This is a genomic window from Algibacter sp. YIN40 (genome assembly GCF_057219435.1).
This window is the reverse complement of sequence record NZ_JBXVVC010000001.1, coordinates 881,755-907,715: the sequence shown is the minus strand read 5'-3', so window position 1 is coordinate 907,715 and position 25,961 is coordinate 881,755. Positions and strand designations below refer to the sequence as shown.

At 34.0% G+C, this 25,961-nt stretch carries 28 protein-coding genes and 1 tRNA gene; 13 read left to right on the top strand and 16 right to left on the bottom strand.

Annotated features, from left to right (window positions below):
* Positions 1-41: 41 nt before the first annotated feature.
* Positions 42-311, top strand: a complete 270-nt coding sequence (locus tag AC2D6V_RS04315; RefSeq protein WP_484646820.1) for a hypothetical protein — start codon at positions 42-44, stop codon at positions 309-311.
* A 1-nt stretch (position 312) separates the two neighbouring features.
* Here the strand turns inward: AC2D6V_RS04315 and AC2D6V_RS04310 are convergent, their stop codons facing one another.
* The 3 genes from AC2D6V_RS04310 to AC2D6V_RS04300 all read right to left on the bottom strand — a co-directional run bounded on the left by AC2D6V_RS04310 (position 313) and on the right by AC2D6V_RS04300 (position 2,376).
* Positions 313-885 (bottom strand): uracil-DNA glycosylase family protein, encoded by a 573-nt coding sequence (locus AC2D6V_RS04310; RefSeq protein WP_484646819.1) that lies wholly within the window; start codon positions 883-885, stop codon positions 313-315.
* Positions 886-961: 76 nt separating this feature from the next.
* Complete coding sequence (gene rsmI / locus AC2D6V_RS04305) at positions 962-1,633, bottom strand: 16S rRNA (cytidine(1402)-2'-O)-methyltransferase (RefSeq protein WP_484646818.1); 672 nt, start codon at positions 1,631-1,633, stop codon at positions 962-964.
* Complete coding sequence (locus AC2D6V_RS04300; protein WP_484646817.1) at positions 1,633-2,376, bottom strand: hypothetical protein; 744 nt, start codon at positions 2,374-2,376, stop codon at positions 1,633-1,635. The genes rsmI and AC2D6V_RS04300 overlap by 1 nt, the downstream gene beginning before the upstream one ends.
* A gap of 211 nt (positions 2,377-2,587) precedes the next feature.
* Here AC2D6V_RS04300 and AC2D6V_RS04295 point away from each other — a divergent pair, with 211 nt between their 5' ends.
* The 6 genes from AC2D6V_RS04295 (at position 2,588) to AC2D6V_RS04270 (ending at position 9,300) form a co-directional block, all read left to right on the top strand.
* Complete coding sequence (locus tag AC2D6V_RS04295) at positions 2,588-3,235, top strand: thymidine kinase (RefSeq protein ID WP_484646816.1); 648 nt, start codon at positions 2,588-2,590, stop codon at positions 3,233-3,235.
* On the top strand, positions 3,228-4,349 hold the full coding sequence (gene alr / locus AC2D6V_RS04290) for an alanine racemase (RefSeq protein ID WP_484646815.1): 1,122 nt from the start codon (positions 3,228-3,230) through the stop codon (positions 4,347-4,349). The genes AC2D6V_RS04295 and alr overlap by 8 nt, the downstream gene beginning before the upstream one ends.
* A gap of 70 nt (positions 4,350-4,419) precedes the next feature.
* A complete protein-coding gene (mscL, locus tag AC2D6V_RS04285; protein WP_484646814.1) occupies positions 4,420-4,830 on the top strand; it encodes a large conductance mechanosensitive channel protein MscL in 411 nt (136 codons plus the stop codon).
* 138 nt (positions 4,831-4,968) lie between these two features.
* Positions 4,969-5,958, top strand: coding sequence for an aspartate-semialdehyde dehydrogenase (locus tag AC2D6V_RS04280; protein WP_484646813.1), 990 nt, complete (start codon positions 4,969-4,971; stop codon positions 5,956-5,958).
* 177 nt (positions 5,959-6,135) lie between these two features.
* The gene (locus AC2D6V_RS04275; RefSeq protein WP_484646812.1) at positions 6,136-8,208 is read left to right on the top strand and encodes a prolyl oligopeptidase family serine peptidase; all 2,073 of its coding nucleotides are present in this window, start codon (positions 6,136-6,138) and stop codon (positions 8,206-8,208) included.
* 177 nt (positions 8,209-8,385) lie between these two features.
* Positions 8,386-9,300, top strand: coding sequence for an ABC transporter ATP-binding protein (locus AC2D6V_RS04270; RefSeq protein WP_484646811.1), 915 nt, complete (start codon positions 8,386-8,388; stop codon positions 9,298-9,300).
* A gap of 5 nt (positions 9,301-9,305) precedes the next feature.
* Here the strand turns inward: AC2D6V_RS04270 and AC2D6V_RS04265 are convergent, their stop codons facing one another.
* The 8 genes from AC2D6V_RS04265 to pdxA form a co-directional block, all read right to left on the bottom strand.
* Positions 9,306-9,755 (bottom strand): GreA/GreB family elongation factor, encoded by a 450-nt coding sequence (locus AC2D6V_RS04265; RefSeq protein ID WP_484646810.1) that lies wholly within the window; start codon positions 9,753-9,755, stop codon positions 9,306-9,308.
* The gene (locus AC2D6V_RS04260) at positions 9,755-10,867 is read right to left on the bottom strand and encodes an NAD(P)/FAD-dependent oxidoreductase (RefSeq protein WP_484646809.1); all 1,113 of its coding nucleotides are present in this window, start codon (positions 10,865-10,867) and stop codon (positions 9,755-9,757) included. The genes AC2D6V_RS04265 and AC2D6V_RS04260 overlap by 1 nt, the downstream gene beginning before the upstream one ends.
* 157 nt (positions 10,868-11,024) lie before the next feature.
* Complete coding sequence (gene accC / locus AC2D6V_RS04255) at positions 11,025-12,377, bottom strand: acetyl-CoA carboxylase biotin carboxylase subunit (protein ID WP_484646808.1); 1,353 nt, start codon at positions 12,375-12,377, stop codon at positions 11,025-11,027.
* 83 nt (positions 12,378-12,460) lie between these two features.
* Complete coding sequence (accB, locus tag AC2D6V_RS04250) at positions 12,461-12,943, bottom strand: acetyl-CoA carboxylase biotin carboxyl carrier protein (protein WP_484646807.1); 483 nt, start codon at positions 12,941-12,943, stop codon at positions 12,461-12,463.
* 31 nt (positions 12,944-12,974) lie between these two features.
* Positions 12,975-13,967 (bottom strand): beta-ketoacyl-ACP synthase III, encoded by a 993-nt coding sequence (locus tag AC2D6V_RS04245; protein ID WP_484646806.1) that lies wholly within the window; start codon positions 13,965-13,967, stop codon positions 12,975-12,977.
* 179 nt (positions 13,968-14,146) lie between these two features.
* Positions 14,147-14,350, bottom strand: coding sequence for a 50S ribosomal protein L32 (gene rpmF / locus AC2D6V_RS04240; RefSeq protein ID WP_298237291.1), 204 nt, complete (start codon positions 14,348-14,350; stop codon positions 14,147-14,149).
* Positions 14,351-14,359: 9 nt separating this feature from the next.
* Complete coding sequence (locus AC2D6V_RS04235; protein ID WP_484647512.1) at positions 14,360-14,899, bottom strand: YceD family protein; 540 nt, start codon at positions 14,897-14,899, stop codon at positions 14,360-14,362.
* A 94-nt stretch (positions 14,900-14,993) separates the two neighbouring features.
* Complete coding sequence (gene pdxA / locus AC2D6V_RS04230) at positions 14,994-16,055, bottom strand: 4-hydroxythreonine-4-phosphate dehydrogenase PdxA (protein WP_484646805.1); 1,062 nt, start codon at positions 16,053-16,055, stop codon at positions 14,994-14,996.
* Positions 16,056-16,120: 65 nt separating this feature from the next.
* Here pdxA and AC2D6V_RS04225 point away from each other — a divergent pair, with 65 nt between their 5' ends.
* On the top strand, positions 16,121-16,720 hold the full coding sequence (locus AC2D6V_RS04225) for a riboflavin synthase (RefSeq protein ID WP_484646804.1): 600 nt from the start codon (positions 16,121-16,123) through the stop codon (positions 16,718-16,720).
* Here AC2D6V_RS04225 and AC2D6V_RS04220 read toward each other — a convergent pair.
* From AC2D6V_RS04220 to mce, 3 genes are all read right to left on the bottom strand, one after another.
* Positions 16,717-16,929 carry a PID-CTERM protein-sorting domain-containing protein gene (locus AC2D6V_RS04220; protein ID WP_484646803.1) on the bottom strand — a complete coding sequence of 71 codons (213 nt, stop codon included), beginning with the start codon at positions 16,927-16,929 and terminating at the stop codon, positions 16,717-16,719. The two genes, AC2D6V_RS04225 and AC2D6V_RS04220, sit on opposite strands and share 4 nt — an antisense overlap.
* Positions 16,930-17,331: 402 nt before the next feature.
* Positions 17,332-17,405: transfer RNA gene (locus tag AC2D6V_RS04215), tRNA-Ile, on the bottom strand.
* Positions 17,406-17,456: 51 nt separating this feature from the next.
* A complete protein-coding gene (gene mce / locus AC2D6V_RS04210; protein WP_484646802.1) occupies positions 17,457-17,861 on the bottom strand; it encodes a methylmalonyl-CoA epimerase in 405 nt (134 codons plus the stop codon).
* A gap of 123 nt (positions 17,862-17,984) precedes the next feature.
* Between mce and rbfA the strand changes: the two genes are divergently transcribed.
* Entirely contained in the window at positions 17,985-18,380 is a 396-nt protein-coding gene (rbfA, locus tag AC2D6V_RS04205; protein WP_484646801.1) for a 30S ribosome-binding factor RbfA, read from the top strand.
* Positions 18,381-19,598, top strand: coding sequence for an ABC transporter permease (locus AC2D6V_RS04200; protein ID WP_484646800.1), 1,218 nt, complete (start codon positions 18,381-18,383; stop codon positions 19,596-19,598).
* Between the two features lie 9 nt (positions 19,599-19,607).
* On the opposite strand, the gene dusB is transcribed toward AC2D6V_RS04200, so the two are convergent.
* Positions 19,608-20,603, bottom strand: a complete 996-nt coding sequence (gene dusB, locus AC2D6V_RS04195; protein WP_484646799.1) for a tRNA dihydrouridine synthase DusB — start codon at positions 20,601-20,603, stop codon at positions 19,608-19,610.
* A 126-nt stretch (positions 20,604-20,729) separates the two neighbouring features.
* On the opposite strand from dusB, the gene lepA reads away from it, so the two are divergent.
* Positions 20,730-22,526, top strand: a complete 1,797-nt coding sequence (lepA, locus tag AC2D6V_RS04190; protein WP_484646798.1) for a translation elongation factor 4 — start codon at positions 20,730-20,732, stop codon at positions 22,524-22,526.
* A gap of 50 nt (positions 22,527-22,576) precedes the next feature.
* Here lepA and AC2D6V_RS04185 read toward each other — a convergent pair whose 3' ends face one another.
* Positions 22,577-22,849: a hypothetical protein gene (locus AC2D6V_RS04185; RefSeq protein WP_484646797.1), complete on the bottom strand. Its 273-nt coding sequence runs from the start codon at positions 22,847-22,849 to the stop codon at positions 22,577-22,579.
* A gap of 579 nt (positions 22,850-23,428) precedes the next feature.
* Here AC2D6V_RS04185 and glgA point away from each other — a divergent pair.
* Both glgA and AC2D6V_RS04175 read left to right on the top strand, forming a co-directional pair.
* Positions 23,429-24,631 carry a glycogen synthase gene (glgA, locus tag AC2D6V_RS04180; RefSeq protein ID WP_484646796.1) on the top strand — a complete coding sequence of 401 codons (1,203 nt, stop codon included), beginning with the start codon at positions 23,429-23,431 and terminating at the stop codon, positions 24,629-24,631.
* A 34-nt stretch (positions 24,632-24,665) separates the two neighbouring features.
* Complete coding sequence (locus AC2D6V_RS04175) at positions 24,666-25,931, top strand: glucose-1-phosphate adenylyltransferase (RefSeq protein ID WP_484646795.1); 1,266 nt, start codon at positions 24,666-24,668, stop codon at positions 25,929-25,931.
* Positions 25,932-25,961 lie beyond the last annotated feature (30 nt).

The window sequence follows — 25,961 nt, the reverse complement described above, 5'->3', positions numbered from 1 at the left end:
AATCTATTTACTATAATATTATTGGCGAAATAGTCTCTCAAATGTTTATTAAAGAAGGAAGAAAAATTACCCAACAAATTAAAAGCGGTAAAGTTTTTTCTGAACAGATTTCGTCCACATACGATGATTTTGAAGCCATGAAATTTTATAATGAAGATGGTTCCTTAAATGTTTATTTAAGAATGTTAGATCAAGAAGATAAAAGTTTCTTATTAGAGTTGAATGAAAATGGTGAAGAAATAAAACGTATTGATGTTAAAGCGAACCCGCAAGAAGCTATGAAGTATTTTCAATATATGCAGGAGCTATAAGCTAAGGAAGCAAGTCTTTCACCTTTACCTTTAATTTTGGTAAAACCTCAACTTCAAACCAAGGGTTCTTAGTCAACCAAAACCGATTTCGTGGTGATGGATGCGGTAATGGAAGAAATTTAGGCAAGTACTCACTATAATTTCGAACTGTTTCCGTTAAAGTTTTCTTTGCCGCCTTTCCTAAATAATAATTTTGAGCATACATTCCAATTAAAATAACCAGCTCGATATTTTTAAGTTCGTCAAATAATGGTTTGTGCCATTGCGGAGCACATTCTGGTCGTGGTGGTAAATCGCCGGTTTTTCCTTTTCCTGGATAGCAAAATCCCATGGGAATAATCGCAAATTTTGTTTCATCGTAAAAATCTTCAACAGAAACATCTAACCATTTTCGCAATTGTTTACCACTAGCATCGTCCCATGGAATTCCTGAAGCGTGTACCTTTGTGCCTGGGGCTTGCCCAATAATGACTATTTTAGAATCTGGATGAGCAGACACCACAGGTCGTGGGCCAAGAGCCAAATATTTTTCACAAATGACACATTGTTTTATGTCTTGAAGTAATCTTTTCATTAAATGATATTGTTCTCGATGCATCGAGCTAAAGCTTGATCTTCGAACTAACAAATAATTAAATGTCCATTATAGGCTACTTTTTCCCGCCAACCACAATAACAATCTCTCCCTTTGGTGGTTTGTTGGTGTAGTGTTCTAAAACTTCTTTAGCTGTTCCGCGTATGGTCTCTTCGAATAACTTCGTGAGTTCTCTGGATACCGAAACAGGTCTCTCTTCTCCAAAGTACTCGCAAAAATGCCCAAGAGTTTTGATTAATTTATGTGGGCTTTCATAAAAAATCATGGTTCTGGTTTCTTCAGCTAGAAGTAGCAATCTGGTTTGCCTTCCTTTTTTTACTGGTAAAAACCCTTCGAACACAAACTTATCGTTTGGCAATCCTGAGTTCACTAATGCTGGCACAAATGCGGTTGCTCCAGGCAAGCATTCAATGTCAATATTGTTTTCAATACATGCCCGTGAGAGCAAAAAGCCGGGATCTGAAATTGCTGGTGTTCCGGCGTCACTTATTAAAGCAACCATAGTGCCGCTATTAAGTTTTTGAATAATCGTTTCAACCGTTTTATGCTCATTATGCATGTGATGCGATTGCATATGAGTTGAAATTTCAAAATGTTTGAGTAATTTCCCAGAGGTACGTGTGTCTTCCGCTAAAATTAAATCGACTTCCTTTAAAACTTCAATTGCTCTAAAAGTGATGTCTTTTAAATTCCCAATAGGCGTTGGAACAATATACAGTTTACTCATTAGTTAAATCTACTTTCAACTATAGCGATAAAGCGCTCTTCAAACCCCTCTTTGTCTATCCAATTATTATAATCTGGTTTAACAATATCTTCAATAAAACGCTTCGCATCTTTAAATGACGTTGAGGTGTTTAATTGTGAAATCACACGCTCGTAATCTTCGTTTTTTTCATTAAACAAATGCTTAATAAATGCTATTTTATCGTTCAGTCCAATATTTAGTCCGCCACTTTTTAGTTTGTCATTAAGCGATTTTTTTTCGTCTGCTTGTCGTTTCTGAACCTCAGAAATAGGTTCGAAAACAGGCATTTCATTAAATCCAGCAGTTATATCTTCTAAATTACTTTTACTCACTTGTTTTCTTGGAATGGCTTCTTCAAAAATAGTGTCGACTTGCTGCGCTTCGTGTGGCATTTGGGCAACCATATCTTTAATGGTTTCCATAACGGGCTCCATGATATTGTCATCCTCTACTTCATCTAAATTAATGTAAATTTTATCTTCGCGTTCAATGTTATCGCTCACTTTATTATTGAAAGCAGTATCCAACATGTCAAAAAATGATGAGTCATTCCCAATAGTTGGAATATCGTCTTCAAAGTTTTCATGAGCAAATTTTAATACCGATATCTTTTCGTAGAGAGCAGCAACTTCAGTGTGCATTTTAAGAACATCTTCTTTTCCTTTAAGCTTCAATATTCTATGTGCGATGCTAATTAACTCTGACTCTAGCTTCTTTTTCATGTGTTTGTTTTTAATATTTTTATAATCACATATAACATTTATATAAACACTATTCTTGTGTTTCATCCCGATAGCTATTGGGGTTGGTTATGAATGTTTCATTTTTTACAATTTTTAAAATTAAATGCGTTTTAGGCTTTTGATTTTTAATAAATTTACGCCACCTTTATACAAACGAATAATTGCTACCTTTTAGTGTTAAAATTACGAAATGTTTCTTGAAAATACGGTAAATCATAAAGAACAATTTGGATGGATAGAAGTTATCTGTGGCTCAATGTTTTCTGGAAAAACGGAAGAATTAATCCGAAGGCTTAAGCGTGCTCAATTTGCAAGACAAAAAGTTGAAATTTTTAAACCCACCATTGATGTAAGATATAATGAAGACATGGTTGTCTCTCATGATGCCAACGAAATTCGTTCTACACCAGTTCCCGCAGCAGCAAATATTCCTATTCTTGCCGACGGTTGTGATGTAGTTGGCATTGATGAAGCACAGTTTTTTGATGATGAAATTGTTCGTGTATGCAACGACTTAGCCAATAAAGGCGTGCGAGTTATTGTCGCTGGACTTGATATGGACTTTAAAGGAAACCCTTTCGGACCAATGCCAAATCTTATGGCGACAGCAGAATACGTTACTAAGGTGCATGCTGTTTGTACGAGAACTGGGAACTTAGCACAATATAGTTATCGGAAATCTAAAAATGATAACTTGGTCCTTCTGGGTGAAGTTGACGAGTATGAACCTTTAAGTAGGGCCGCATATTACAAAGCCACTATGCGCGACAAAGTTCGCAATATGAAAGTGAACGATGCCGAAGAAATTACTTCTAAAACTAAAAACTCGAATGCCTAAAGCACTAGAAACCATTCTTGAAATAGATTTAAACGCGCTCAAACATAATTTTGATTATCTTAAATCTAAACTACAACCAGAGACTAAATTCTTAGCTGTCGTTAAAGCCTATGGCTATGGAAGTGATGCATGTGAAGTAGCAAAGCACCTTCAAGAACTGGAAGTCGATTATTTTGCAGTGGCCTATGTAAATGAGGGTGCCCTTTTAAGAGAAGCTGGTATTACAAAACCTATTTTAGTTCTGCATCCGCAAACTTTAAATTTTAAAAAGCTTATTGCCAATTGCTTAGAGCCAAGTTTATACAACGCTAAAGTTTTAAAAGAATTTATTACAATCGCTTCCGCGGAAAATCAAACCGAATACCCTGTGCATATAAAATTTAATACAGGATTGAATCGTCTTGGTTTTTGGGAAAATGATGTAGCGTTTATTACGTCTAAATTGAAACAAACGAAAGCAATAAAAGTAGCTTCAATCTTTTCCCATTTGGCAGCAAGCGAAGATTTAGCAGAAAAAGAGTTCTCTTTAAATCAGATTAAAACATTTAAATCGATTACAGATAATTTTGTAAATATTATTGGTTATAAACCAATGCTTCATTTGTGTAATACTTCAGGTATTTTAAACTATCCTGAAGCACATTTAAACATGGTTAGAAGCGGCATTGGTTTATATGGTTTTGGTATCCCGATAGCTATCGGGACTGAAAAAGAAAACAAACACCTTAAACCAATTGGCACATTAAAAACGATCATTTCTCAAATTCATCAAATCGAAAAAGGCGAATCTGTTGGATACAATCGTGCGTTTAAATCCAATGATTTTATTAAAACAGCAACGCTTCCAATTGGTCATGCCGATGGTATTGGTAGGCAATATGGAAACGGCAATGGTTTTGTTATCATAAATGGACAAAAAGCACCTATAATTGGAAATGTGTGTATGGATATGATTATGGTAAATATCACGAACATTGATTGCAAAGAAGGTGACGAAGTTATTGTTTTTGGACAAGAAGCAACTGCCGAAACCTTAGCCGAAACAGTAAACACCATTTCCTACGAGTTAATTACGTCTATTTCTCAGCGTGTTAAAAGGATCTTCATCAGATAAGTTTCACATCAAATGTTTAATTTATCTTTTTTTACTATTTTAGGGGATTACTAACTAATAATTTATAATTATGCTTAAAGAATTTAAAGAATTTATCATGACGGGTAACGTTGTGGAATTTGCAGTTGCCGTTATAATGGCAGGAGCTATTGGAGGTGTTGTAAAAGGTTTTGTTGACAATATCGTAATGCCAGTTGTTGGTCATTTCTCTGGCGGTATGGATTTTGCGGAATTAAAAATAGTTCTAGATGAAGCTATCGTTAATGCAGAAGGCGCTGTAACAACTCCTGAAAATGCCATTATGTGGGGTTCTTGGATTAATACAATTGTGAACTTATTAATTGTTGGTTTTGTTATGTTCTTAATTGTAAAAGCCTACAATAAAAGCAAAAAACCGGCTGAAGAGCCAGCTCCAGAGGCTCCAGCAGGACCTACACAAGAAGAGTTATTAGGAGAAATTAGAGATTTGTTAAAAAAATAACTATGAGTTAATTAAATAACATTGTGTTATTTGTTGTTAAAAAGCCTTTGTTTTATCAAAACAAGGGCTTTTTTTAGATTGTAAAATAGAATTAATACTTAGTTTTGCTCAACGAAACTTGATTTAAATAAAATAACAATGAAAGTAGCAGTTGTTGGTGCCACAGGAATGGTAGGCGAAGTGATGCTAAAAGTTCTTGAAGAACGTAATTTCCCATTAACAGAATTAATCCCTGTCGCTTCAGAGCGCTCAGTGGGGAAAATAATTACCTATAAAGGAACCGATTTTAAAGTAGTTGGTTTAGAAACTGCGATTTCTATGCGTCCAGATATTGCCTTATTTTCTGCAGGCGGAAGCACCTCGTTAGAATGGGCTCCTAAGTTTGCCGAAGCTGGTGCAACAGTAGTTGATAATTCTTCTGCGTGGAGAATGGATCCAACTAAAAAATTAGTAGTTCCTGAAATCAATGCAAGTGAATTAACAAAAGAAGATAAAATTATAGCAAATCCTAATTGTTCAACTATTCAATTAGTGATGGCTCTAAATCCGCTTCACAAAAAATACAAAATGAAACGTGTTGTTGTTTCGACATATCAATCAGTTTCTGGTACAGGTATAAAAGCTGTAAGACAATTAGAAAATGAGATCGCTGGCGTTGATGGCGAAATGGCTTACCCATATCCGATTGGGAGAAATGCATTACCGCATTGCGATGTATTTGAAGATAACGGATACACAAAAGAGGAGATGAAATTAGCAAGAGAGCCTCAAAAAATAATGAATGACCGCACATTTTCTGTTTCTGCAACTGCAGTTAGAATTCCGACTGCCGGAGGACATTCAGAATCTGTAAATGTTGAGTTTGAAAATGATTTTGATTTAGCTGATGTTCGTAAATTGTTAAGTCAAACTCCTGGTGTCGTAGTTCAAGATAATACAGATACAAACACATATCCAATGCCAATATACGCTCATGAAAAAGATGATGTTTTTGTAGGCCGTATTCGTAGAGATGAAACACAACCTAATACATTAAATATGTGGATTGTTGCCGATAACTTACGCAAAGGAGCTGCAACAAATACCATCCAAATTGCTGAATATTTAATCGAAAATAAATTAGTGTAATTATTTAAAATCTTAGATTTTATATTAGAAACTCCTGTGTTAAAATGCAGGAGTTTTTTTGTGTATTTTTGATAAATTAAAAATTCATCTATCATTTAAAAGACTACGATCTTAATTTTTAATTTCGCTTATTAGTTGCATACACAAATGATCTTCTGAATTTAAATACTGTAACCCTTGAATTACCCGCAAACAAAATCCGTAAATACTGTAGACACATATTTTGATGTAGAAGTAAAAGATCCATATCGTTGGTTGGAAGATGATAGAAGTAAAGAAACAGAAGCTTGGGTAAAGTCACAAAATAAAGCGACTTATAGCTATTTAGACCAGATTCCCTTTCGCGAAGATTTAAAAGAGCGCTTATCTAGTTTATGGAATTATGAAAAAGTAGGAGCTCCTTTTGTAGAAGGCGATTATACATACTTTTCTAAAAATGACGGTTTACAAAATCAGAATGTTATATATAGAAAAAAAGATAATGGCAATGCTGAAGTGTTTATAGACCCAAATACATTTTCAGAAGACGGAACGATCTCCTTAGGTGGTTTGAGTTTTTCAAAAAACGGAAAAAAATTAGCTTATTCTATCTCTGAAAGCGGTAGTGATTGGCGGAAAATTCTAATCATGAATACCGAAACTAAAGAAATTGTCAAAGACACGCTAATCGATGTAAAATTTACACAGATCTCATGGTATAAAAACGAAGGCTTCTATTACTCAAGCTATGATAAGCCTAAAGGAAGCGAACTTTCTGCAAAAACAGATCAGCATAAAGTATATTATCACAAATTAGGAACACCTCAAAAAGAAGATGCCCTAATTTATGGTGGAACGCCAGAGGAAAAACATCGCTATATCTATGCGAATGTTACTGAAGACGACAACTATTTAGTCATAACACCGAGCGTATCAACCTCGGGAAACAAATTATTCATTAAAGATTTATCGACTCCTAACAGTGGATTAATTACCATTTTAGACCATACAAATAGTGACACCTATATCTTAGATAATGATGCTACTAAATTATTCCTCGTTACCAATTTAAACGCTCCTAATAAAAAAATAGTTACAGTAGATGTGTCAAACCCAACGCCAGAAAACTGGTTAGATATAATTCCAGAAACAGGTAACGTATTGTCTCCGTCCACTAGCGGAGGTTCTTTGTTTGCTCATTATATGGTTGATGCCATTTCAAAAGTAAAACAGTATAATTATGACGGAACTTTAGTTAGAGACATTACACTTCCTGGTTCTGGAACAGCTAGCGGATTTGGAAGCAAAAAAGAAGAGAAAACAGATTATTTCTCTTTTACAAATTATAACACGCCACCAAGTATTTATAAATTGAATATTGAAACGGGTGAATCAGAACTATACTGGAAACCAGCCATAGCCTTCAATAATGCTGATTATGAAAGCAATCAGGTGTTCTACACATCAAAAGATGGGACTAAGGTACCCATGATGATTACCCATAAAAAAGGATTAGAACTTAATGGTAAAAACCCAACAATTCTTTACGGATATGGTGGCTTCAACATTAGTTTAACCCCAAGTTTTAGCATTACTAATGCTGTTTGGATGGAACAAGGTGGTATTCTCGCCGTTCCTAATCTACGAGGTGGTGGTGAGTATGGCAAAGCATGGCATGATGCTGGAACAAAAATGCAAAAGCAAAACGTGTTTGATGATTTTATTGCTGCTGGAGAATATTTAATTGAAAACAATTATACCTCATCAGACTATTTAGCTCTTCGCGGTGGTTCAAACGGTGGTTTGTTAGTTGGTGCAGCTATGACACAACGCCCATATTTAGCCAAAGTAGCTTTACCCGCTGTTGGTGTTTTAGACATGCTACGTTATAACACATTTACGGCTGGAGCAGGTTGGGCTTACGATTATGGAACTGCACAGGACAGTAAAGAGATGTTTGAATATATAAAAGGGTATTCACCAGTTCATAATGTAAAATCTGGTGTGGAATACCCTGCAACTTTAGTTACAACTGGAGACCATGATGACCGTGTGGTACCAGCACATAGTTTTAAATTTGCTGCGGAATTACAAAGCAAACAAACAGGTAGTAACCCGACATTAATTCGTATAGAAACAGATGCTGGACACGGAGCAGGTACACCTGTGAGTAAAACTATTGAACAATATGCTGATATTTTTGGATTTACATTATACAACATGGGCTTTAAGGTTTTACCTAGTAAAGCAACTGAAAAAATTAAAGTTTAAAATTAAATATACCTCTTAAAAGAGGCTGCCTTAAAGTCTAATTCTATGTCATATTGAGCCTGTCGAAATATTTTATTATACTGATAATCAATATCGGTTTCGACAAGCTCAACCTGACAAATTAAGAGCAAATGACTTTTATGGCAATCTCTTTTTTTATACTATTTTAGCAACACCATGTTAGACGTTAAAAACCTGAGTTTTTCTTATCACAAAACACCTGTTTTAAAAGCTGTTTCTTTTAAAGTTAAAACAGGTGAAAACATAGCTGTTATAGGCGAAAGTGGTTCTGGCAAAAGCACATTATTAAAAGTTCTATACGGCGAATACGATTTAGACGAAGGAAATATATTTTGGAATGATAACGAGATTCTAGGGCCAAAATATAACTTGGTTGTCGGTTACAACTTTATGAAGTATGTTGCACAGGAATTTGATTTAATGCCTTTTATAAGTGTCGCAGAAAATATTGGTAAATTCATTTCTAATTTTTATCCTGAAGAAAAACAAAGGCGCACTAAGGAATTACTTGAGGTAGTTGAACTTACCTCTTTGGCAAAAACGAAAGTAAAAACCTTGAGCGGTGGCCAAAAACAACGTGTGGCATTAGCTCGTGCCTTAGCTAAACAACCTGAAATCATATTGCTTGACGAACCTTTTAGTCATATTGATAATTTTAAGAAGCAAAGCCTTAGGCGTAGTGTTTTTAAATACTTAAAAGATAAAAACATTACTTGTATTGTCGCAACCCATGACAAAGAAGATGTGCTAGGGTTTGCAGATAAAATGCTTGTTTTGCATGACACTAAAATTTTAGCCAACAACACTCCTAAACACTTATACAACAACCCAAAAGACAAGCTTATCGCTTCTTTTTTTGGTGAGTTTAACGAATTGAAAGCTGAGGGTATGGTTTATGCGCATCAACTAAAAGTGGTTGAAAAGTCCCATTTAAAAGCCATTGTAAAACGTTCTTATTACAAAGGCCATTATTGTTTGATTGAAGCCGATTTGGATGGTAAAACGGTGTTTTTTGAACATGATAAAGAATTAAAAAAAGGGTTGTCTATTTGCCTTTCTGTTTTAAAGTAACTTCCCTAAAATAGCTTCTGAACAATAAACTTCTGCTGCCTAAAAACAATGACCTCATCAACTTGTTTCCCAATCAATAATTGACCAATTGGTGTGCTTGGCGAAATTGCATAAAATTTTTCATTATTAACTATCAATTCTCCAGTGCTAATAGCAATGAAATAATTTGTACTAGATGTGTAAACAACACTACCCAAGCCTATAATTTGAGAGGGTTTTTCAATATTAACTCTAGAAAGCATTTCTTTTACTTTAGTGATTTCGGCTAATTGATGGCCTGCTTTTTCGCGTTCAAGTTGTAACATAGCGCGACCAGTTTCGTGTTTATCGCCTGCACTACTTTTAGTTTCGGATAATAAAGATTTTTGAATGTCTTTAATGGTGTTTTGAACAGTTTGAAGACGATTATCTATAAACTCCAGACATTGATTATATAGTTCTTGCTTTATAGACATTATACTAAATCAGATAATTCTTTACCAACTATACTGCCTATGGCAACACCCATCCCGCCTAGTCGAACCCCGCAATATACATGATTACTAATTTGCTTTACAACAGCTTCCTTTTTATTACCAACTCCCATAATTCCACTCCATCTATGCTCTATTTCAAAAGGGGTTTCTGGCAGAATTGTAGTTTTTAAAAGGTTTTCTAGTTTGTTTTGAACTAGATCTGTTAATCCAAACTTTACAGTCTCTTCTTCATTAAAGTCAAGATTTCGTCCTCCACCCAATAGAATTCTATTCTCAATATTTCTAAAATAATAATACCCTTTATCTAAATGAAATGTGCCTTTTATGTGCAAACCTTCAATCGGTTTCGTAATTAAAACCTGAGCTCTTGCTGGTTTAACTTTTTGACCAATGAGTTCTGAGGCAAAACCATTGGTAGCAATTAGAAGCTTAGCCGTTGAAATTTCAAATTGGTTCGTTTTTATTTTTACTGAACCATCTTTTTCGATAAATTCTTCTACGGCTGTATTATTTAAAATTTTAATCCTATTTAATTGTGCTTTCTGCAACAAAGCCTCCATCATTTTTCCAGTGTCCAATTGACTTTCGAAAGCATTAAAAATATATTGATTATTAATATTTTTAAAATTGAAAACATTCTCTTTCATACAAAACACATCCTCTTTAAAAATTGGAAACAGCATTTTATTAATTGCTTCTCTATTTTCCAAGCAACTTTCAAATAACTCGATATCCTCTTTGGTAAAGAGCTCAAATCCGCCATTATTTTGATAATTTATTACATTATCTCCTAATGTTTTTCTTAGCAATTTTAATCCGTCGAATCGCTTTTTAATCAATTTTATAACTTCTTCTTGAGAATGCGATTGTAAATCATCTAGAATCTCACTAAGACTTCCAAAGCAAGCAAACCCTGCATTTTTTGTGCTTGCTCCTTGTGGTAACACTCCTTTCTCTAAAACAAGAATATTAGCTTTTGGAAAACGTTCTTTTAAATGAAGTGCGCAATTAAGACCAACAATACCACTTCCAACAATGCAGAAATCTGTTTTTGAAAGCCACGTTTTTATTTCCCAATATGAAAAGTTCATTGAGCTAAGTTAAAATTTTAAATTGAAGTTTTACTCTGTGTTAAGGATAGAAATGGCGTCATTTTTTTTTACAAAAATATATAATGAATAGCCTGATCGTCATTTTCGGCGCAGTAACACCATAAAAAAACTCCGAAATTACTTCCGGAGTTTTTGTCTATTCTTCTGTTTGCGGCTTCATCACAAAATCTTCCATAAATTTCGTGGTATAATTACCAGCCAAATAATCTGGATGATCCATGAGTTGTCTGTGAAATGGAATGGTTGTTTTAATTCCTTCTATTACAAACTCATCTAAAGCACGCTTCATTTTATTTATAGCTTCCTCTCTTGTTTGCGCTGTAGTAATTAACTTAGCAATCATTGAATCATAGTTAGGTGGAATCGCGTAACCTGCATAAACATGCGTATCTAAACGAACACCATGACCTCCTGGGGCATGCAACGTTTGAATAACTCCTGGTGATGGTCTAAACCCATTATACGGGTCTTCTGCATTTATACGACACTCAATAGAGTGTAATTTAGGTGTGTAGTTTTTACCAGATATTGGAACACCCGCAGCTACTAATATTTGTTCCCGTATTAGATCGAAATCTATAACCTGCTCGGTAATTGGGTGCTCTACTTGAATACGCGTATTCATTTCCATAAAATAGAAATTACGGTGTTTGTCAACTAAAAACTCGACAGTCCCAGCGCCTTCATATTTAATATATTCTGAAGCTTTTACTGCAGCATCTCCCATTTTTTTACGGAGTACATCCGTCATAAATGGAGATGGTGTCTCTTCGGTTAGTTTTTGATGGCGACGTTGAATCGAGCAATCTCTCTCTGATAAATGACATGCTTTACCACGAGAATCCCCAACTATTTGAATTTCGATATGCCTTGGCTCTTCAATAAGCTTCTCCATATACATATCATCATTTCCAAATGCTGCTTTAGATTCTTGTCTTGCAGAATCCCATGCGTCTTTAAGGTTTTCTGGTTTAAAAACGCCACGCATACCTTTACCGCCGCCGCCAGCAGAAGCTTTAAGCATTAATGGGTAACCGGTTTCTTTAGCTAATTTTTGACACTCAGCAAAATCCTTAATAATGCCATCGCTTCCTGGTACACATGGCACACCTGCCGCTTTCATGGTTTCTTTTGCGTTCGCTTTATCGCCCATTCTATCAATCATTTCTGCTGAAGCACCTATGAATTTTATTCCGTGTTCTTCGCAAATTTTTGAAAACTTAGCGTTTTCTGATAGAAATCCGTACCCTGGATGAATCGCATCTGCATTAGTAATTTCTGCAGCAGATATAACGTTTGACATTTTTAAATAAGACTCACTACTAGCAGCTGGCCCAATACAAACGGCCTCATCTGCAAACTTAACATGTAGACTTTCTGCATCAACAGTGGAATATACAGCCACTGTTTTTATGCCCATTTCTTTACAGGTTCTAATAACACGTAGTGCTATTTCTCCTCTATTGGCTATTAATATTTTTTTAAACATAAATTCTTCAAATTTTCAATATTCAAAAAACAAATTTCAAAATCTATATATTAAAATTTGGGAATTGAAAATTGGGATTTATATTAAGATGGATCTACTAAAAATAATGGCTGATCAAATTCTACTGGAGAAGAATCATCAACTAATACTTTAACTATCTTACCTGAAACTTCAGATTCAATTTCATTGAAAAGTTTCATAGCCTCAATAACACACAACACATCACCTTCTGCAATGGTTTGCCCTACCTCGACAAATAAAGGTTTATCGGGGGATGGTTTTCTGTAAAACGTACCAATGATTGGTGACTTAATTGTAATATATTTTGAATCGTCTTGTCCACTTGCTACTGGCGCTGCAGGTGCCGGTGCTTCAGATCCTGCTGCTGCTGGTGCCGGTGTTGCTATTTGTGGCATCTGAGCTACGGGAGCTTGATGAAGAATTGTTGTTTCTGAATCAGATCCTGTTTTTATGGTGATTTTAATATCATCCATCTCTAATTTAACTTCACTTGCCCCAGATTTTGCGACAAACTTGATTAAGTTTTGAATCTCTTTAATATCCATAATTATGCTAATTAGTTAATGGTTAGTTTAATTAATTATATGCCCATTTTAAATAAATGGAACCCCAATTGAACCCTCCTCCAAAAGCAGCAAATATTAAATTATCGCCTTTCTTTAGTTGAGATTCATAATCACTTAAAAGTAATGGTAAGGTGGCTGATGTTGTATTACCATACTTATGTATGTTCATCATTACCTTTTCTTCTTCTAATTCTATACGCTGCGCTGTTGCATCAATAATACGTTTGTTTGCTTGATGAGCAACTAGCCAATTGACGTCTTCTTTGGTCAGGTTATTTCGTTCTAATATTTTAACTGTGGCATCTGCCATATTAAAAACAGCATTTTTAAAAACCGTTCTACCCTCTTGAAAAGCATATTGACCACCTTCATCCATGGCTTCGTGAGTAAGAGGAAATGAGGACCCTCCGTAAGTAGCTTGTAAAAACTCTCTTCCACTGCCATCACTTCTTAAATACTCGTCTTGAAACCCTAAATTTTCAGTATTAGGTTCAAATAAAACAGCTCCTGCTCCATCTCCAAAAATAATACATGTCGCTCTATCCTTATAATTAATTATAGATGACATCTTATCAGCTCCAATAAGTAATACATTTTTATACCTGCCAGATTCAATATAACTTGCAGCTACAGACATGCCATATAAAAAACTTGAGCATGCGGCATCCATATCGAATGAAAATGCGTTTGTAGCTCCAATTTCTGAAGCAGTATAGGACGCTGTTGAAGCCGCCTTCATGTCTGGTGTAGCAGTGGCAACAATAACCAATTCGATACCTTTTGGGTCAATTCCCTTTTTGTTTATAAGATCTTTTGCTGCTTGAATTGCGAGGAAAGAAGTTCCCTTGCCTTCATCTTTTAGGATTCGACGCTCTTTAATTCCCGTACGAGAAGTAATCCATTCGTCGTTTGTATCAACCATCGTTTCAAGTATTTGATTGGTTAATACGTATTCTGGCACATAAGCGCCTACAGCTGTAATTGCCGCTGAGATTTTACTCATAACTTATAGTTAATTTGACCAAAAAATCATAAAAATTGGGCTAAACAGCCCAAATTTTTGTGAAAACTACTAAATTTTAATGTAATAATACGCAAAATTATGCGTTTTTGTTTTTTTGAAAAATTGTTCATAAAAAAAACGCTCACATGTGAGCGTTTTATAATATGCTTGCATAATAATTATGCTAAATTTTCTATTTCTTCAGAATTGTCAATTAATACTTGACCTCTGTAATACAATTTTCCTTCATGCCAATGCGCTCTATGATATAAATGAGCCTCTCCTGTTGTAGGACATGTTGCAATCTGTGGCGCAGTTGCTTTATAATGTGTTCTTCTTTTATCTCTTCTTGTTTTCGAGATTTTTCTTTTAGGATGTGCCATTTTATGTCTTTATTTATCCGTTAATAATTTTTTTAATGTATCCCAACGAGGATCTATATCTTCTTTGGTTTTTCTATTTTCTTTAAGCTTTGGGCTTAATTCTTCTAATTTTTCAAGTATATCTGAATCCAAGGTGCCATCTTCAACACCAGGATGAATTCTCTTAATTGGTACAGCTAAAATAATCAGTTCATAAATATATTGCTGAATATTGATTTCGTACGTACCATGTGGCACAATAAGAATATCTATATTCTCGTCATTATATTCATCACCAAACTTTACAACCAATTCAAACTCATTTTCTATGTTTTGATTATACGGTTCGTTTGTTACATCACAATTAATATTAACTGCTCCTGATACTTTAAAATGCAGTTCTAATAAAGTTGATTTTTTTGTTAAATCAACTTTTACATCAACTTCTACATTGTTAAAGTCTTCATACTCAAAATGTTCAAAGAACGATTGTTCTATCTTATACTCAAAATGATGTATCGCTTCTTTTAGCCCTACAAATGGAATTGTAAACTCTTTCAATGCCTTCATCATCACATCTATTTTGAGCCTGCAAATATATAAATTTTTATTTACGTTACATTACTTATAAACATTTTTTTGTTTATATCTTTTATGCCCCTATTTACCTGCTTTCCTTGCGTATATTTCTTGGTGCTTTTTTTAATGGGTTTGAAGTAAGTTCCTCAAAATCAAATCTATTTTTAAATATTCTTATTGCAGCAAACACAGCTTCTTTAAAGGAGTTTTCGTCTGCAATTCCTTTTCCTGCAATTTCATAAGCAGTACCGTGATCTGGAGAAGTACGTACTCTATTAAGCCCTCCTGTAAAATTAACACCTTGACCAAATGAGAGTGTTTTAAAAGGAATTAAACCTTGGTCATGATATGATGCTATAACTGCATCAAAGTTTTTATAGTTATTGGAGCCAAAAAAACTATCTGCAGCATAAGGTCCATAAACTAATTTTCCTGATTCCTGAATTTTTTTCAACGCTGGTCGCATAACCTCATCATCTTCATTTCCAATAACACCATTATCTCCAGTATGTGGATTAATGCCAAGCACGGCTATTTTAGGTCTTCTAATTCTAAAATCCTTTTTTAGTGACTCATAGACAATGTTAAGTTTTCTGTTTATTAGGTCTTCAGTGATGTGATTTGAAACATCTTTAACTGGAACATGGTCTGTTAACAACCCAACACGTAAGGTATCGGTAATCATAAACATTAAGCTTTCTCCTTCTAATTGCTCTGCTAAATAATCTGTATGTCCAGGGAAATTAAACTTTTCAGATTGTATATTATGTTTATTAATTGGCGCTGTTACAAGCACATCAATCTCTTTGTTTTTTAGAGCTTTGGTGGCACATTCTAAAGACTTTATAGCATGTTCTCCAATTTTAGGATCCTCTTTACCAAAGTCTATATTAACAGGCTCTTTCCAGCAATTAAGAACATTCACTTTTCCTTGAGCTAATTGCTCTATAGCATTTATGCTGTTAAAGTTAATTTCAGATTTAAAATGGCTCTTTAAAAAGGTCGTAGTTTTTATTGAAGCAAAAATTACTGGCGTGCAAAATTCTAAGCTTCGTTGGTCTTCAAAAGTTTTTAAAACTATTTCGCCACCGATACCATTTAAATCGCCAATAGATATTCCTACAATAATATTTTCTGCTTTCTCCATTAAAAATGATAAGTTTTGTTTGTAATTTTGATGTGGCAAATTTAACCAAATAAACAGATAATAATATGTTTACCGGAATTATTGAGTCTATTGGTACTGTAACACGATTGGAACACGAATTAGAAAATCTACATATTTCTATTAAAAGCGATGTGTCTTCTGAACTGAAAATTGACCAAAGTGTGGCCCACAACGGTGTGTGCTTAACAGTTGTTTCGATTGATGCAGATGAGTATACCGTTACAGCAATAAAAGAAACCCTAGATAAAACCAATTTAGGGCTTTTAAAAATTAATGATAAAGTAAACTTAGAGCGCGCTATGAAATTGGGCGATAGACTTGATGGCCATATAGTACAAGGGCATGTAGATCAAGTGGCTACTTGTACAAGCATAAAACCTACTGACGGTAGTTGGGTGTTTAGCTTTAGTTATAATGCTAGTCTCAATAATATAACTATTGAAAAAGGATCTATTACTATTAATGGCACTAGTCTTACGGTAATTAATTCTGAAACAAACAAGTTTAGTGTTGCAATTATCCCTTACACTTACGAACATACCAATTTCAATCAATTTGAAATAGGAACAACTGTTAATTTAGAATTTGATGTTTTAGGAAAATATGTAGCTAAACTTTTGTCGTTAAACCAAAATGCTACTTAAATTTTTGCTTCTTTTTTTAATAATCTCCAAGTGCCATAAATTAGCGCTAAACATATTAGGAATGTTGCGTCAACCCCAACAGAAAGACCAGGTGGTGGTGTAGGTGGTGGTGGCGGCGGAATATCACCGTCTTTAGTTTGGGCAATACACACAACGCTTATTAAAACAAATAAGATTGAGGCAAATATTCTTTTATTTTGTAGCGTCATGGGGTGGCAAATGTATAAAAAAAAGCGGTCTAACTAAAAAATCTCATCGCTTTTCATAAAAAAAACACCGACAAAAAACATTAATCATCGACAAAATGCAATATTATTAATATTAATGGTCATTTTTTTAAAACAACATTGTTAAACAAAAAGATTTGTCTTGATAAAAAAGTAATCCCTCTTTTTTTACAATTACGTAACAAATATATCATTTAATTAATACATACTAATTAAATTAATATTAAGTATCCATCTGTTTGCTATTAAAAAGATTCTTTCTAGGGAGAAAAAATAGAGCTACCTATTTCGTTAGGATAAATATAAGATTTTTTTGAGAAATAAATCAACAATTAAAAAAGCCCTGTAAACTTTAAATTTACAAGGCTTTACAATTTCTATTAGTGGTCCCACCTGGGCTCGAACCAGGGACTTTCTGATTATGAGTCAGATACTCTAACCAACTGAGTTATAGGACCCGAAATTGGAGTGCAATATTAATACTTATTTTAATTGTTAGCAAGAAAAAACTATTTCTTTATCTCTTGACATAGTTCAACTAAAACGCCGTTCGTTGATTTTGGATGCAAAAAAACTACCAACTTATTATCGGCTCCTTTTTTTGGTTTATCATTTAATACAATAAAGCCTTCATTTTTGAGTCTTTCTACTTCAGATTCAATATCACTAACCTCAAAAGCTATATGATGTATACCTTCTCCTTTTTTTTCTATAAACCTAGCAATTGGACTTTCCTTATTAGTGGCTTCTAGTAGTTCGATTTTATTTCTACCAACTTTAAAAAAAGAGGTTTTTACGCCTTCACTCTCAACAACTTCTGTTTTATAGTGAGGTTTACCAAACAACTTAGAAAACAAATCATTGGAATTTTCAATATTCTTTACAGCAATTCCAATGTGTTCTATTTTTTTCATCAATGTGTTCTATTTTTTCTGTGTTAACAGAAATTTTATCGTTTTAACTCAAATTCTTTATCAAGATATGAAAATAGCAAAGTAAAAGTAACATAATCTTTAAATATCCTTTATTTTTGCAACATGGAGGAAAGTCAAAGACAAAGAAAGATTGCATCGGTATTGCAGCGCGATTTAGCAGAAGTGCTTCAAAACGCCGCAACTCAAGGTGGTATGCGAGGCATTTTAATATCTGTAACCAAAGTAAAAGTTACGGTAGATTTATCTGTTTCTAAAGTTTACCTGAGTGTCTTTCCAAATAATAAAGGCGCCGAAATTCTAACAGGAATAAAGTCTAATAGCTCCCTTATAAAGCATGAGCTGGCTCAACGAACCAAACATCAATTAAGACGCATGCCACAATTAGAATTTTTTATTGATGATTCTCTAGAGTACATAGACAAAATTGAGCAGTCTTTAAAAGGAAAAGAAAACCCGCTTAGCAATCCAGACCTACTTGACAAAAGAAAAAAATCTTAGTTGAATTTTTCACTATACATAGCGAAACGTTATTTGCGATCTAAAAGCAGTAACAATGCTATTAATTTTATTACCATCATAGCTATTATAGGTGTTATTTTGGGTGCTGCTTCCTTATTTATTGTGCTTTCTGGTTTTGCAGGATTAAAAGATTTTACACTTCAATTTTCTACTATTGTTGATCCCGATTTAAAAGCTGAAACTACTACTGGTAAATCTTTTTTATTAACCGAGGAAAGAATTTCAAAACTAGAAAACATTAGCGAAGTTGCTTTGTTTTCAAAAATTATTGAAGAACGGGTTTTCATTGTAGCAGACGATAAGACATATCCTAGCGCATTTATTAAGGGGGTAGATTCTAATTTTGAAAAAGTTAACCCAGTTGATTCCATTATTGAACAGGGAGGTTGGTTAAATGAGAAAACCAACCAAATAGTTGTTGGCTCTGGCATTTCTAGAAATCTGTCTTTTGGTGTTTTAGACTATGCTAAATCAATTAATATTTATGTGCCCAAACCAGGAAAAGGAGCTATAACCTCAACAAAAAAAGCTTTTAATACTGTTGGAGCGATTAATGTTGGGGTGTTCTCGATAAACGAAAAATTAGACGATACTTATGTTTATGCGCCTATTGAATTAGCGCAGCACCTTTTAGGTTATGACGCCAATCAAATTTCTGCAATAGAATTTAAGCTAAACGAAGGAGTTGATGAAGCTATAGCTCGAGAAAAAATCCTTGTCATTCTAGGGGATTCTGTTGTATTAAAAAATAGAGCGCAACTTAATGATGCATTATATAAAATGCTAAATACTGAAAATTTAGCTGTCTATCTTATTTTTACTCTGGTGTTAATAATTGCTCTTTTTAATGTTATAGGCTCTATAATCATGATGATTTTAGATAAAAAGAAAAACCTAAATACCCTTTTTAATATTGGAGTTACAACTAAAGATATTAGAAAAATATTTTTTTATCAAGGTAGTTTAATGAGCGTTTTGGGCGGATTGATTGGTATTGGTATTGGCCTTTTGCTCACTTTAAATCAAATTTACGGTCCAGAAACATTAAAAATATTTATTACACCTTCACTTCCTTATCCAGTTAAAGTGAAAATTAGTAATTTACTGATAGTATTTGTTACAATTTCCGTTCTGGGAATAATCGCTTCTAGAATAGCGTCTTCTAGAATTACCAAAAACTTGGTTAGAACAAGTTAGTATTAGATTTTATTTAGTAAACTGATAATCTGAGAACTTTTCTAAAACTTCATCAAAAGCGGCAAAAACATCTTCAGAATGATCGCTAGTTACCATTTTCATGCGATATTCTTTAAAATGAGGAATGCCCTTAAAGTAATTCGTATAGTGGCGGCGAGTTTCAAAAACACCTAGGATTTCTCCTTTCCAATCAATAGCCATTTGCAAGTGCCTACGAGCAGCCTCAACACGTTCTTCCAACGAAATTGGAGCTAACTGTTTCCCTGTTTCAAAAAAGTATTTTACTTGTTTAAAAAACCATGGGTTGCCAATAGACGCTCTTCCTATCATGGCACCGTCTAACCCATAGCTATCACGCATTTCCATTGCTTTTTCTGGAGTGTCTACATCCCCATTTCCAAATACAGGAATATGCATTCTTGGATTGTTTTTTACTTGTGCTATAGGTTTCCAATCTGCATCGCCTTTATACATTTGAGCTCGTGTTCTACCATGAATTGCTATCGCTTTACATCCAACGTCCTGTAATCTTTCTGCAACCTCAACAATTTTAATGGAATCATGATCCCAACCCAAACGGGTTTTAACAGTGATAGGTAAATTAGTTCGTTTAACCATTTCAGCAGTCAATTTTTCCATCAAGCAGATGTCTTTTAAAATACCAGCACCAGCACCTTTATTAACTACCTTCTTTACGGGGCAACCAAAATTAATATCAATAATATCTGGATTTGACTTTTCAACAATATCAATAGTTTGAAGCATACTGTCTAGATTTGCTCCAAATATTTGAATCCCTACAGGTCGTTCTTTTTCATAAATATCAAGTTTCATAACACTCTTCGCGGCATTTCGTATTAAGCCCTCGCTAGAGACAAACTCAGTATATACAACATCGGCTCCTTGCTCCTTGCACAAAGCACGAAACGGAGGATCGCTTACATCTTCCATTGGTGCTAATAGAAGTGGAAAATCAGGTAGTTGTATTTTATCTATTTTTATCAAGTAAAATTAATTTTGGCGCAAAATTACATCTTTTTTCAAGAATTGAATAATCCCTAATAATGATAAGGGTTTTAGCATTAGAAATTATCTATATTTGCACCTTAAATCTAGGTATAGATTCCTTTTATGAAGCACATTAGAAATTTTTGCATTATTGCACATATAGATCATGGTAAAAGCACACTCGCAGATCGTTTATTAGATTTTACAGGCTCGGTAACTGCTAGAGAAAAACAAGACCAATTATTAGATAGTATGGATTTGGAACGCGAACGTGGTATAACCATTAAATCACACGCCATCCAAATGGAATATACTTATAAGGGCGAAGAATATGTTTTGAACTTAATCGACACACCTGGCCATGTAGATTTTAGTTACGAAGTGTCGCGGTCTATTGCTGCTTGTGAAGGCGCGCTGTTAATTGTAGATGCCGCGCAAAGTATACAAGCCCAAACCATTTCTAATTTATATTTAGCTTTAGAAAACGACCTAGAGATTATTCCTGTTCTTAATAAAGTAGATTTACCGAGTGCTAACCCTGAAGAAGTGACCGATGATATTGTGGATCTTTTAGGTTGCGATCCAGAAGAAGTTATTCATGCCAGTGGAAAAACAGGTTTTGGTGTTGAAAATATTTTAGCCGCAATTATCGAGCGAGTTCCAGCACCTAAAGGAGATCCAGATGCGCCACTACAAGCATTAATATTCGATTCCGTTTACAATACCTTTAGAGGTATTGAAACTTATTTCAGAGTGTTTAATGGAGAAATTAGGAAGGGCCAAAAAATTAAATTTGTTGCTACAGATAAAGAATATTATGCAGACGAAGTTGGTACTTTAAAATTAACTCAAGTTCCTAAACAGAGTGTGAAAACGGGTGATGTTGGCTACTTAATCACTGGTATTAAAACTGCTAAAGAAGTAAAAGTTGGTGATACCATAACAGACTTTGCAAAACCAACAACAAATATTGTTGAGGGTTTTGAAGATGTAAAACCTATGGTTTTTGCAGGTATTTACCCTGTGGATACTGAAGATTATGAGGAGCTTCGTAACTCTATGGAAAAACTGCAATTAAACGACGCGTCGTTGGTATTTGCTCCAGAAAGTTCTGCAGCTCTTGGGTTTGGTTTTCGTTGTGGATTTTTAGGAATGCTTCACATGGAAATAATCCAAGAACGCTTAGAACGAGAATTTGATATGACGGTTATAACAACCGTGCCCAATGTATCTTACCATGCATTTACAAACAAAAACCCTGATGAAGCTTTTATTGTCAATAATCCATCAGATTTGCCAGACCCTTCAACCGTGAACCGCGTTGAAGAACCATATATTAAAGCTACTATAATTACTAAAGCTGATTTTGTTGGTAACGTGATGTCTCTTTGTATTGAAAAAAGAGGAATTGTATTAAATCAAACCTATTTAACGACCGAGCGAGTAGAGTTAACTTTTGAAATGCCTCTGGCAGAAATTGTATTTGATTTTTATGATCGTTTAAAAACAGTTTCTAAAGGTTATGCTTCTTTTGATTATCACCCAATAGGAATGAAAACCTCTAAACTTGTCCGTTTAGACATATTATTAAACGCATTACCTGTTGATGCGCTTTCTGCTTTAATACACGCTGATAATGCTCAAAATATTGGTAAAAAAATGTGTGAAAAATTAAGAGAATTGATTCCTCGCCAACAATTTGATATTCCAATTCAAGCCGCCATTGGTGCTAAAATTATTTCTCGTGAAACCATAAAAGCACTGAGAAAAGACGTTACAGCAAAATGTTATGGTGGTGATATTTCTCGTAAGCGTAAATTACTTGAAAAACAAAAAAAAGGAAAAAAACGCATGCGTCAAGTGGGTAATGTGGAAATCCCACAGCAAGCATTTATGGCTGTATTGAAGTTGAATGATTAATAAATAAAAAATCCACCAATAATTGATGGATTTTTTAAAACAATAAATTATTAATTACAGGTAGCACCAAATTCTTTATAAGCAGTAATAAATTGAGCAAATGTAACGCCTTCATCAAGCTCCTGAACTTCTTCCTGACCGAATGTTGTAAGTGTTATTGTTCCATCTCCATTATCGCAAATTTCTGAAGTTATAGACTCCCCTAGAAGTTCTAAATTACAGGTTTGGCATTCTTCGATTGAGGAGTTTTTATCATCATCACTACTACAAGAATTAAATAATAGTGATCCAATTACGAATGAACCTAAAGCTAACTTTTTCATGTGGTTGGTTTTAAAATTAATCTACAATTAAACCCTTTTTAATCATATAGTATGATATGATCTAACTAATTTTAGCTGTTTTGCGAAATCTGCATTTTGAAACTATTTCAGTGAGAATTTTATATTTAACTATGAAAACCGAGTCCCTTATTAAAATTTACTACTGTTTAAAGAATTTGTTAAAACTCAACGCTCACTTTAATCTATACTCTTTTAAGTAAAACAATAAAATATATGTTTTAATTTGATTATTTGTTTAATATGAAAATAACGGTTTCGTATTAAGCTGAAGTAGCTTTGTTTTTTAAAATCCTCTAATTATTATTCTTTTTAAGATATTTTGTTTAATTGATAAAGGTTAGTGTCTTTATATTTGTTTAAAAATTAAAACTAAAAAGGGCTGTTTCTTGTTTTTTATTAGTGATTATTTTGAATATTCACAATAATCATCTTTTTTCTTCAAAAATATTATTTCAACAAAGTTATTAACAATATTTTTGTATGTTTATAAACTTAGGTCTTGCTTTTTAACTAAACAAGCAAACAAGGTATTTACTCCTTAAATTTTGAAGATTTTATATGAAAGCACTTTTTTATACTAGAGAATTTCCTCCTTACGTTTATGGCGGAGCTGGAGTGCATGTTGAATATTTAGCGGAAGAGTTGGCTAAATTAATAGAGATGGAAGTGAGGTGTTTTGGGGATCAAAAGGATAAATCTGAAAACTTATCAGTAAGAGGTTTTCCGTTTGAAGATGGCGTATTTGAAAATGCTGACGATAAATTAAAATCAGTTTTCAAAACCCTCAGCACTTGTCTTCATATGAATGCCGACACCATTGATGCAGATGTTGTACATTGTCATACGTGGTATGCTCATTTTGCTGGTATAATGGCTAAATTATGTTATGGTATTCCTTTGGTTATAACCACACATTCTCTTGAACCTTTAAGGCCATGGAAACGTGAGCAACTAGGCAGAGGCTATGACGCGTCCTCGTGGATTGAAAAAACAGCCATCGAAATGGCAGATGCTTTGATTGCGGTTTCAGAAGAAACAAAAGAAGACGTAATTAAACACTTTAATGTAGACGAAAGTAAGGTTCATGTTATTTATAATGGCATCAATCTTCAGCAATATATTGCCACACCTGAAACTTCAACTTTAGACGAATATAGCGTTGATAAAGCTAAACCATATGTCCTTTTTGTCGGAAGAATAACGCGCCAAAAAGGAATCATTCATTTGGTAAACGCTATTAAGTATATAGACCCAGACACTCAAATTGTATTGTGCGCAGGAGCGCCTGACACACCTGAAATAGGTAAAGAAATGGAGGAGGCTGTAAACGACGTTAAAATGACTCGTGACAATGTGATTTGGATTGATAAAATGGTTACCAAAGAAGAAATTATACAACTTTACTCTCATGCAGATGTGTTTTGCTGTCCTTCTATTTATGAGCCTTTCGGTATAATAAACATTGAAGCCATGGCGTGTAACACAGCTGTTGTTGCCAGTGCTGTGGGAGGTATTAAAGAGGTTGTTGTAGATGGAGAAACAGGTGTTTTAATACCGTTAGAACAACAAAAAGAAGCGCCTTTTGAGCCTATTAATCCTGATACATTTTCAAGAGACTTAGCTAATGGAGTCAACAAAGTAATTAACGATAAAGCCCTTAGGGAATCTATGGCAAGAAATGGCAGAAAACGCGTGGAAGATTATTTTGACTGGGTTGCTATTGCGAAACAAGTTGAAGAATTATACAAGACTTTACTATAAGAACAAACATTTATACGAATTAAAACTAAAAAACATGATAAACAATAAGGTTTTAGCCATAATTTTAGGCGGCGGTCAAGGTTCTAGACTATATCCATTAACAGAGCAAAGATCTAAACCCGCAGTTCCCATAGCGGGGAAATACAGATTGGTGGATATCCCAATTTCTAATTGTATTAATGCTGATATTAAACGCATGTTTGTTCTAACACAATTTAATTCGGCGTCCCTAAATAAACATATAAAAAACACGTATCACTTCAGTTTCTTTAGCAGTGCATTTGTAGATGTGCTTGCAGCAGAGCAAACACCGGATAATAAAACTTGGTTTCAAGGAACAGCAGATGCTGTTCGCCAAAGTATGCATCATTTTTTAAGTCATGAATTTGATTATTTCTTAATTCTTTCTGGTGATCAATTATATCAAATGGACTACGATCACTTAATTAATGAGCACGAAAAAAGTAATGCCAAAATATCTATAGCCACTATTCCAGTAAACGCAAAAGACGCTACTCAATTTGGTATTTTAAAATCAGATGATAAAAATGTTATCACTTCCTTTATAGAAAAACCAGATTCTAGCTTATTACCAGATTGGACATCAGATGTAAGTGATGAAATGAAAAAAGAAGGACGACGCTACTTAGCGTCTATGGGTATTTATGTTTTTAATAGAGATTTGTTAAAAGATTTAATGAAAAACCCGGACACGAATGATTTTGGAAAAGAAATTATTCCTCAGGCTATTGATAAACATAAAACAGTAAGTTATCAATATGAAGGCTATTGGACAGATATTGGAAATATTGAATCCTTTTTCGAAGCCAATCTTGGCTTGACCGATGATATCCCAAAGTTTGACTTATACGACAAGAAAAAACGCATTTACACCAGAGCAAGAATGTTACCAACTACTAAAGTTTCTGGAACCATGTTAGAAAAAGCAGTGATTTCAGAAGGGTGTATTGTTAGCGCCGCAAAAATTGAACAATCTGTAATTGGTATCCGTTCAAGAATTGGAGACGAATCTACTATAATCAATACCTACATGATGGGAAGTGATTATTACGAAACATTGGCCGAAATTGATAGTAACAAAATAGATATTCTTATGGGGATAGGACAGCGTTGCTTTATAAAGAATGCTATTATAGATAAAAACTGCCGCATTGGTGATGATGTAAGAATTAATGGCGGTAAGCATTTAGCAGATACAGAAACGGAAAACTATTTAGTAAAAGATGGTATTGTTGTTATCAAGAAAGACGCAACAATCCCTAAAGGAACTGTTATATAACTTTTTAACAATCAAACGTTTTCGTTGTTT